Origin of the sequence: Streptococcus sanguinis (assembly GCF_020729765.1) — a bacterium.
In the GTDB taxonomy this organism is placed as follows: domain Bacteria; phylum Bacillota; class Bacilli; order Lactobacillales; family Streptococcaceae; genus Streptococcus; species Streptococcus sanguinis_Q.
Genome location: NZ_JAJEPD010000085.1, coordinates 1 through 8062, shown reverse-complemented (window position 1 = coordinate 8062; position 8062 = coordinate 1). Strand labels below are relative to the sequence as shown.

General features: G+C 36.4%; 7 protein-coding genes and 4 pseudogenes. 9 read left to right on the top strand and 2 right to left on the bottom strand.

Annotated elements, in window-relative coordinates:
* A pseudogene (locus K4H96_RS11210) lies at nucleotides 1-162 on the bottom strand (nucleotidyl transferase AbiEii/AbiGii toxin family protein); the annotation flags it as partial.
* Here K4H96_RS11210 and K4H96_RS11205 point away from each other — a divergent pair.
* From K4H96_RS11205 to K4H96_RS11165, 9 genes and pseudogenes are all read left to right on the top strand, one after another.
* Nucleotides 149-481, top strand: a pseudogene (locus tag K4H96_RS11205) (type IV toxin-antitoxin system AbiEi family antitoxin domain-containing protein); the annotation flags it as partial. The pseudogenes K4H96_RS11210 and K4H96_RS11205 overlap by 14 nt on opposite strands.
* The gene (locus K4H96_RS11200) at nucleotides 481-1317 is read left to right on the top strand and encodes a nucleotidyl transferase AbiEii/AbiGii toxin family protein (RefSeq protein ID WP_000492396.1); all 837 of its coding nucleotides are present in this window, start codon (nucleotides 481-483) and stop codon (nucleotides 1315-1317) included. The pseudogene K4H96_RS11205 and the gene K4H96_RS11200, both read left to right, overlap by 1 nt.
* 282 nt (nucleotides 1318-1599) lie before the next feature.
* The gene (locus K4H96_RS11195; RefSeq protein WP_000869753.1) at nucleotides 1600-1899 is read left to right on the top strand and encodes a hypothetical protein; all 300 of its coding nucleotides are present in this window, start codon (nucleotides 1600-1602) and stop codon (nucleotides 1897-1899) included.
* Nucleotides 1889-2377 carry a hypothetical protein gene (locus K4H96_RS11190; protein WP_000093683.1) on the top strand — a complete coding sequence of 163 codons (489 nt, stop codon included), beginning with the start codon at nucleotides 1889-1891 and terminating at the stop codon, nucleotides 2375-2377. The genes K4H96_RS11195 and K4H96_RS11190 overlap by 11 nt, the downstream gene beginning before the upstream one ends.
* Nucleotides 2377-4254, top strand: coding sequence for a VirD4-like conjugal transfer protein, CD1115 family (locus K4H96_RS11185; protein WP_000286823.1), 1878 nt, complete (start codon nucleotides 2377-2379; stop codon nucleotides 4252-4254). The genes K4H96_RS11190 and K4H96_RS11185 overlap by 1 nt, the downstream gene beginning before the upstream one ends.
* 20 nt (nucleotides 4255-4274) lie before the next feature.
* A complete protein-coding gene (locus K4H96_RS11180) occupies nucleotides 4275-4517 on the top strand; it encodes a hypothetical protein (RefSeq protein ID WP_000627865.1) in 243 nt (80 codons plus the stop codon).
* Nucleotides 4518-4533: 16 nt separating this feature from the next.
* Nucleotides 4534-5388, top strand: coding sequence for a conjugal transfer protein TrbL (locus K4H96_RS11175; RefSeq protein WP_001054256.1), 855 nt, complete (start codon nucleotides 4534-4536; stop codon nucleotides 5386-5388).
* A gap of 53 nt (nucleotides 5389-5441) precedes the next feature.
* On the top strand, nucleotides 5442-5801 hold the full coding sequence (locus tag K4H96_RS11170; protein ID WP_001097591.1) for a PrgI family protein: 360 nt from the start codon (nucleotides 5442-5444) through the stop codon (nucleotides 5799-5801).
* Nucleotides 5752-7968, top strand: a pseudogene (locus K4H96_RS11165) (VirB4-like conjugal transfer ATPase, CD1110 family); the annotation flags it as partial. The gene K4H96_RS11170 and the pseudogene K4H96_RS11165, both read left to right, overlap by 50 nt.
* A 25-nt stretch (nucleotides 7969-7993) precedes the next feature.
* On the opposite strand, the pseudogene K4H96_RS11160 reads toward K4H96_RS11165, so the two are convergent.
* A pseudogene (locus tag K4H96_RS11160) lies at nucleotides 7994-8062 on the bottom strand (peptide-methionine (S)-S-oxide reductase); the annotation flags it as partial.

The following is an 8062-nucleotide window of genomic DNA, read 5'->3' as shown; positions in this document are numbered from 1 at the left end:
AAAGATATGAATCAAATTTTCTTTGCTCATTTCGGTTCCCTTCAGAGTGACATCTAAATCCATTGTGGTTCGCTTATCTAGTCCAATCATTTGACCTATTAGATACCCTCCTTTTACAATGAAGGAATCTCTATAAGAACTAGTAGAAATCAGTTTTAACACTACGATGAGTTTTCCTTATGGTACGAATACCAAAAACATTAAGGAAGCAGATATACGTCCTATTATTTTACGCTCTCACTATAGTGAAGGAATTATTGAAATAGAGCGTCTTCCTGGCCAATTTATTAAAGTTTATGAAGTTGAACGAGTTTTGGTTGAGTGTCTAAGACCAGTTCATCAGGTGGATCTTCAAATTATTGCACCAGCGTTTAAAAAATATTTTCAACAAAATAAAATTTATTTACACAAATTATTTTATTATGCCCAGCTATTTAAAGTAACTGATAAGTTACAATCTTATACGGAGGTACTATCTTAATGTTTTCAAATGCGAATAGCTTTAAAGCAAAAATCAAAAACATTTCAAAAGATAAGGGAATTCCAGCCCAACAAGTACAACAACATTATTTAATTGAGCAAGTGTTAAAACTGATTTCTACTAGTTCTTATAGAGATTCCTTCATTGTAAAAGGAGGGTATCTAATAGGTCAAATGATTGGACTAGATAAGCGAACCACAATGGATTTAGATGTCACTCTGAAGGGAACCGAAATGAGCAAAGAAAATTTGATTCATATCTTTGAAGAGATTCTTTGTTCTAAAACTGATGGATTTTCATTTTCAGTAGATAAGCTAGAACCTATTCGCCAAGATGATGAATATGGAGGATTTTCATTAAAATTAAATGCAACTTTCGATACATTAAAGGAGGTTGTTTTTATTGATATTACTACTGGTGATAAGATCACACCAAGAGAAATTACTTATTCAATGAGTTCTATCTTTACTAATGAAAGCATCAAGATATGGACATATAATCTAGAGACTGTACTTGCTGAAAAGTTAGAAACGATCATCAGTAGGGGATTAGCTTCGACACGCCCACGTGATCGATATGATCTTTTCACCTTGTATAAACTTAGAAAAGAAGAGATTAATCTAGAAGTGTTAAAAAATGCACTTGAGAATACGGCAGAAAAACGTAAAAGTAAAGATACTATTTATAATTGGGAAGAACAAGTGAGAGGAATTGAAATTTCTGATTATCAGAAAGAGCTATGGATTCGTTATCAACGCCAATTTAAGTATGCTAAAGATATCTCATTTGATAACTCTGTTCAGGTTATTAGGGAAATTATGCAACAAATATTTTAGTACAAAAGTAACTCATTCGTAAAGCAGTGAGTTGCTTTTTTTATTCCAATAACTCCAAAAATGTGATAAAAATTTCAACTACTCTTATCTATAATAAAGTTACCTGTTCTTTGAAAATTGAATCCACTCCGTCTTGATTAGCGTGCCTGTGTAAGTAGGGACTGAGAGTATTTCCCTGTGAAGGGCAACTGGCACAAGACGTGTGTGAGAATTTTCTAACAGACACGGAGTTTATCGTTACCAGACTTAAACGATGCGACAAACTAGATAAAGGAGTTAATCATGAAGGTAGTAAACTTGTATGATTTGAAACAAATGGGAAATAAGGGTGGTTGTACCATCCAATTGATTCATCACTTTCCCTTTGGTATGGGCTTAGGACATCTCAAAAAAGACTACATTGAATTTAAACGAGTTGGTATCTTTGATGGGAAAGCAGTAGAAGTTACTCTTCGAGAACCTTATTCGAGAGATCTACTGCAGGTTGTTAAGTCGATTAAGCAACGTCAGAAGTTGATAGCTTATCGTTATAAAGAAGGAAAGCTGCTATTTGTGAAGAAGGAGGCATCAGATGTCCTCTGAACAACAGGAACGAATGGCAGTTCAATATGCTGAGCGTAGTCTTTTATTTACTGTAAAAAGTCTCTTAAAGATTCTAGAATGGTCTAGACGTCAGGCTTTAGCACAGGATTCCGCCTATAAGGTAGGAGTGCAGAAATTAGAAGAATTGCTACAATCTCCTTATTCGATTGATACGATTAATCTGAAAAAAGATTTTTTAGACAAACCAATTGATATAGAGAAGTTTAAAGCTTTTTTAGAAAAAGAAGAGATTCCTTTAGCCATCGCTTGGCAAGGGGATTCTCTGCATTTCTACACGAAAGACCGTTCGATTCTGGATAATCATTTAGACCATCTTTTAGAAAAAATGGTTAATGATCCGGAGAAATTAGCTGATTTTACCATGGATAAGTCATTAGATGATGCTATTGATGAAGCTAAATCCCAAATTACCTTTAGACAAGAAGGAGCCGTCAAACAGAAAGAGATGGTGAGATGATGTACAGTGGAAAGAAATTCCTACTATTCTCACTGTTAGGTATCTTACTAGGCTATCTTTTTCATCGTTTGACGCTTTTGTATGATTCCTATACTGGAAATATCTTAGATAAATGGACTCATCTCCTGATGGAAGGTCAAGATGAAGTTCTTCAGTCGCCATGGAATGTTTCTTTTACTGGAAAATCAAGTGCTTTTTTTCTACTAGGTTTTGTGATGATGTTACTAGTTTATCTCTATCTAGAGACTGGTAAAAAACAATACCGAGAAGGGGTAGAATACGGGAGCGCCCGTTTTGGAACTCTAAAAGAAAAGAAGCTCTTTTACGGTAAAGAATTTTCTCATGATACGATCTTAGCACAAGATGTTCGTCTGACATTATTAGATAAAAAACCACCCCAATATGATAGAAATAAGAATATTGCGGTGATAGGAGGTTCAGGAAGTGGGAAGACTTTTCGCTTTGTGAAACCCAATCTAATTCAGATGAATAGTTCTAATATTGTGGTGGATCCTAAAGATCACTTGGCCGAGAAAACAGGCAAACTCTTTTTAGAACATGGCTACCAAGTAAAGGTGCTAGATTTAGTCAATATGAATAACTCAGATGGCTTTAATCCTTTTCGCTATATAGAAACAGAAAACGATTTGAATCGCATGCTGACGGTTTATTTTAATAACACCAAAGGCTCTGGCTCCCGTAGTGATCCATTTTGGGATGAGGCTTCTATGACTTTAGTCCGTGCTTTGGCCTCCTACTTGGTAGATTTCTATAATCCACCTAAAACAAGAGAACAGCTCATAAAAGAAAGTCGTTTAAGTCAAAAGGAATACCAAAACTTGTTGAAAGGTCAAAAAAAAGAAGTGGAAGAGCGAAAAAAACGAGGACGTTATCCAAGTTTTGCTGAAATCTCAAAACTCATTAAACACTTATCCAAGGGTGAAAATCAAGAAAAAAGTGTCTTAGAAATTCTATTTGAAAATTATGCTAAAAAGTATGGAACTGAAAATTTTACCATACGAAATTGGGCTGATTTCCAAAATTATAAGGATAAGACTCTGGATTCTGTCATAGCTGTAACCACTGCTAAATTTGCCCTCTTCAATATTCAAAGTGTCATGGATTTGACCAAAAGAGATACCCTTGATATGAAGACATGGGGCAAGGAAAAATCAATGGTTTACTTAGTTATCCCAGATAATGATAGTACCTTTCGCTTTCTTTCAGCCCTCTTTTTTTCAACCGTATTTCAAACCTTAACAAGACAAGCAGATATTGATTTTAAGGGACAATTACCTCTTCATGTGAGAGTCTACTTAGATGAGTTCGCAAATATCGGAGAAATCCCAGATTTTGCTGAACAAACCTCAACAGTTCGTTCTCGTAATATGAGTCTCGTTCCCATTCTTCAAAATATTGCCCAACTTCAAGGGCTCTATAAAGAAAAAGAAGCTTGGAAAACCATTTTGGGGAACTGTGATAGCTTAGTCTACTTAGGTGGTAATGATGAAGATACATTTAAATTTATGAGTGGATTACTCGGTAAACAAACCATTGATGTTCGAAATACTAGTCGTTCCTTTGGCCAGACAGGTTCAGGTTCCCTTTCTCATCAAAAGATTGCTCGTGATTTAATGACACCCGATGAAGTCGGAAATATGAAACGGCATGAATGCCTGGTTCGAATTGCCAATATGCCTGTCTTTAAAAGCAAAAAATACAATTCAACCAAGCATCCAAACTGGAAGTACCTAGCCAATCAAGAAACCGATGAACGGTGGTGGAACTATCAAATCAATCCTTTGAATCAAAGACAAGAAAATCATCTTGAAGGCCTTAGAATTCGTGATTTAACTTTTGAATCTAGTTTAAAATAAAAATAGAAAAGAGGAAATAGATGATTACGCATTTTAAAGGTTTTGTTTATGGAGTAGACGCAAGTGCTATGTTTGCACAAGCTATGTCTTTGTTACAGAAGGGATTGATTGCGGTTGGTGCCTTTCTCGTTGTTGTGGGGATTGTCAACCTTGCAACCAACATTAAAGATGGTGGACCAGGTGTTCGGAATGCCATTCTTGAAATTGTCGGTGGTGTTATGGTCGGGGCTGCTGGAGCCTTTGTAACCCAGATTTCAATTTAGGAGGATAAACAATGACATGAATCTTAGTTTAGTCTCACCCTTTGTTTACCTTGCATCTGAAAAAATATCAGCTGAAAATTTATTTGAAGGATTTAATGTAGATTTACAATCTACAGTAGATCTGATTAAATCCCTATCTAGCTACAATCCAACAGTTTGGACTTATATGTCTAGTATTACTAAAAGTGTCATGCAGCCTCTTGGAGTTGCGATTTTATCAGTTGTCCTCATCTTAGAATTTTCGAAGATGGCAAAGAAAATTGCTAACTCTGGTGGAGCGATGACCTTTGAAGCATTAGCGCCGATGTTGATTAGTTATATTATGGTCGCAGTTGTAATTACCAACACTACCGTGATTGTGGAAGCCATCATCGGTATTGCGAGTCATGCCATTGAACAAGTGGCCTCGATTGTGGCTCACGGTGGGGCAAAGTATGATACCATCTCTGGATTAAAAGGTTCAGGCTTTATTGGCCGGATGATTGTAGGCTTTTTCGCCCTCCTCATTTGGCTTGTTCGGATAGTAAGTGCAGCCATGGTTAATCTTTTGGTATCTATTCGATTTATTCAACTCTACCTTATGATCCCATTTGCCCCTCTTACGATTCCAACATTTTTAAGTGATGAATGGAAGTCTATTGGTATTGGCTATTTAAAAAATATTATGGTCTATGCGGTACAAGGGGTTCTTATTTTTCTGATTGTTTCTCTTGTTCCTTTGTTTGAATCTGCTGGGAAAATAGCTGTTTCAAATGGTGCAGGAGTCCTGCAATCTCTTGCGATTATGTTTGGTAGTTTAATACAAGCTATCTTACTGATTATTGCCCTCGTTGGTTCTCAACGTACGGCTCGCTCAATCTTAGGTATGTAATTAGATAAAGGCTAGGAAGTGATTGCTTCTTAGCCTTTTTAGAAAGGAAAGTCATGAATACACGTGTCTTTAAAGACATCTCAAAATACCAACACAGGGCTTGGTTAGGTTTCACCACAAGACAAATCATCTTTGTTTTACCAGCCTTTATTGTCACAATTATTGTTTTGGGCTTGAATCTCTTTTTCTGGCAATTTGGAGATTGGTTTGTTTACGGTTTTGTGTTTGCTTTTACCATCCCCCTAATGCTTTTTGGAGTCTATAAACCCAATGATTTATATTTTGAACATTATTTGAAATACCGTCTTCATTTTGAATTAACGGTTCCCCTACGCACAATTACAGGAAAGAAAGGATCTGAACATGAAAAGAAAATCAAATACATTAAAGAAACAAAAAACTTCAATGACTAATAAAAAGGAAGAAGTTAAAGGGAAAAAAGAGGAAGTGTTACCTTCTACGGCTAATACTCTTTCCTATCAAGCCCTGTATCAAAATGGTCTGATGCAGGTAAAAGAAGATTATTTCTCACAAAGCTACTTACTTGGTGATGTCAATTATCAAACTGTTGGTTTAGAAGATAAGGGCGCAATCATTGAGAAGTATTCTGATTTGATTAACTCTTTAGACGATCAAACCAACTTCCAATTGACCATCTTTAATAAAAGATTGAATTTAGAAAAGTTTAGACAGAGTGTTCTGTATGAGGAAAAAGAAGATGGGTATGATAGCTATCGTAAAGAATTGAATCGGATGATGAATCAGAATTTAGACAGTGGTGAAAATAATTTTTCAGCTGTGAAACTGATTAGTTTTGGTAGAAAGGATTCTAATCCCAAACAAGCCTATCGTTCCTTGTCTCAAATAGGCGAATATTTCAAGAGTGGTTTCTCAGAAATTGATGCACGATTTGAATCCTTGGCTGGAGAAGAACGGGTGAACTTGTTGGCCGATATGCTTAGAGGAGAACACCATCTTCCTTTTTCTTACCGTGATTTAACGAGATCGGGTCAGACAACTCGTCACTTCATAGCACCTAATCTCTTGGATTTTAAAAACAAGAATTACCTACAAATCAATGACCGTTTATTACAGATTGTCTATGTGAGAGACTACGGTATGGAATTAGGAGATCAGTTTATCAGAGACCTCATGCAAGGAGATTTGGAATTGATTGTAAGCCTCCATGCTCAAAGTTCGACCAAGGCAGATGCCATGAAGAAACTACGAACAAAGAAGACCTTGATGGAATCCCAAAAGATCGGGGAACAACAAAAACTTGCTCGTACAGGTATCTATTTGGAAAAAGTAGGTCATGTATTAGAAAGCAATATCGATGAAGCTGAGGAACTCTTAAAAACCATGACCGAGACAGGAGATAAACTATTTCAAACAGTCTTCTTGATTGGTGTTTTTGGTCAGGATGAAGAAGAACTCAAACAAGCACTAGACACTATTCAACAAGTGGCTGGCTCAAATGACCTAATGATTGATAAACTACCATATATGCAAGAAGCAGCCTTTAATAGTTTGCTACCATTTGGTTGTGATTTTTTAGAGGGAGTATCACGGAGTTTATTAACATCTAATGTAGCAGTGAACTCACCTTGGACTTCAGTAGACTTACAAGACCGTAGTGGGAAATATTACGGTATCAATCAAATATCAAGTAATATTATTACCATTGATCGCAGCCTATTAAATACACCGTCTGGTCTGATTTTAGGAACATCTGGAGCTGGGAAAGGGATGGCAACCAAGCATGAAATTATCACGACCAAAATCAAGGAATCTGGTGAAAATACTGAAATTATCATCGTGGATCCAGAAGCAGAGTACAGTGTCATTGGACGAACTTTTGGGGGAGAAATGATTGATATTGCGCCTGATTCCCAAACCTATCTCAATGTCCTTGACTTGTCTGAGGAAAATATGGATGAGGATCCTGTAAAGGTAAAATCAGAATTTCTTTTATCCTTTATCGGTAAGTTATTGGATAGAAAAATGGATGGGAGAGAAAAATCGATTATCGACCGAGTTACGAGACTCACTTATCAGTCATTTAAAGAGCCTTCTTTGGAAGAATGGGTCTTTGTCTTGAGCCAACAAGCAGAAGAAGAAGCGCAGAATTTGGCACTTGATATGGAACTGTATGTTGAAGGTTCTCTTGATATTTTTTCTCATAAGACCAATATTCAAACAGGATCCAATTTCTTAATCTATAATGTTAAAAAGTTAGGAGATGAGCTGAAACAAATTGCCCTTATGGTTGTTTTTGATCAGATATGGAATCGTGTCGTTCGGAATCAAAAATTAGGGAAGAAGACCTGGATTTATTTCGATGAGATGCAGCTTCTCTTATTAGATAAATATGCCAGTGATTTCTTCTTTAAATTGTGGAGTCGTGTCAGAAAATATGGAGCCAGTCCGACTGGGATAACCCAAAACGTCGAAACCTTATTGTTAGATCCAAATGGTAGACGGATTATTGCAAATAGTGAATTTATGATTCTCCTCAAGCAAGCAAAAAATGATAGAGAAGAATTGGTTCAACTCTTAGGCTTGCCAAAAGAACGAGAATGTTCTTTGCGAGATGGGTTTCCCAGTAGCCACCAGGATTTTTCTTGAGATAATCCTGATGATAGTCCTCAGCTAGGACATAGTGGCGCAAAGG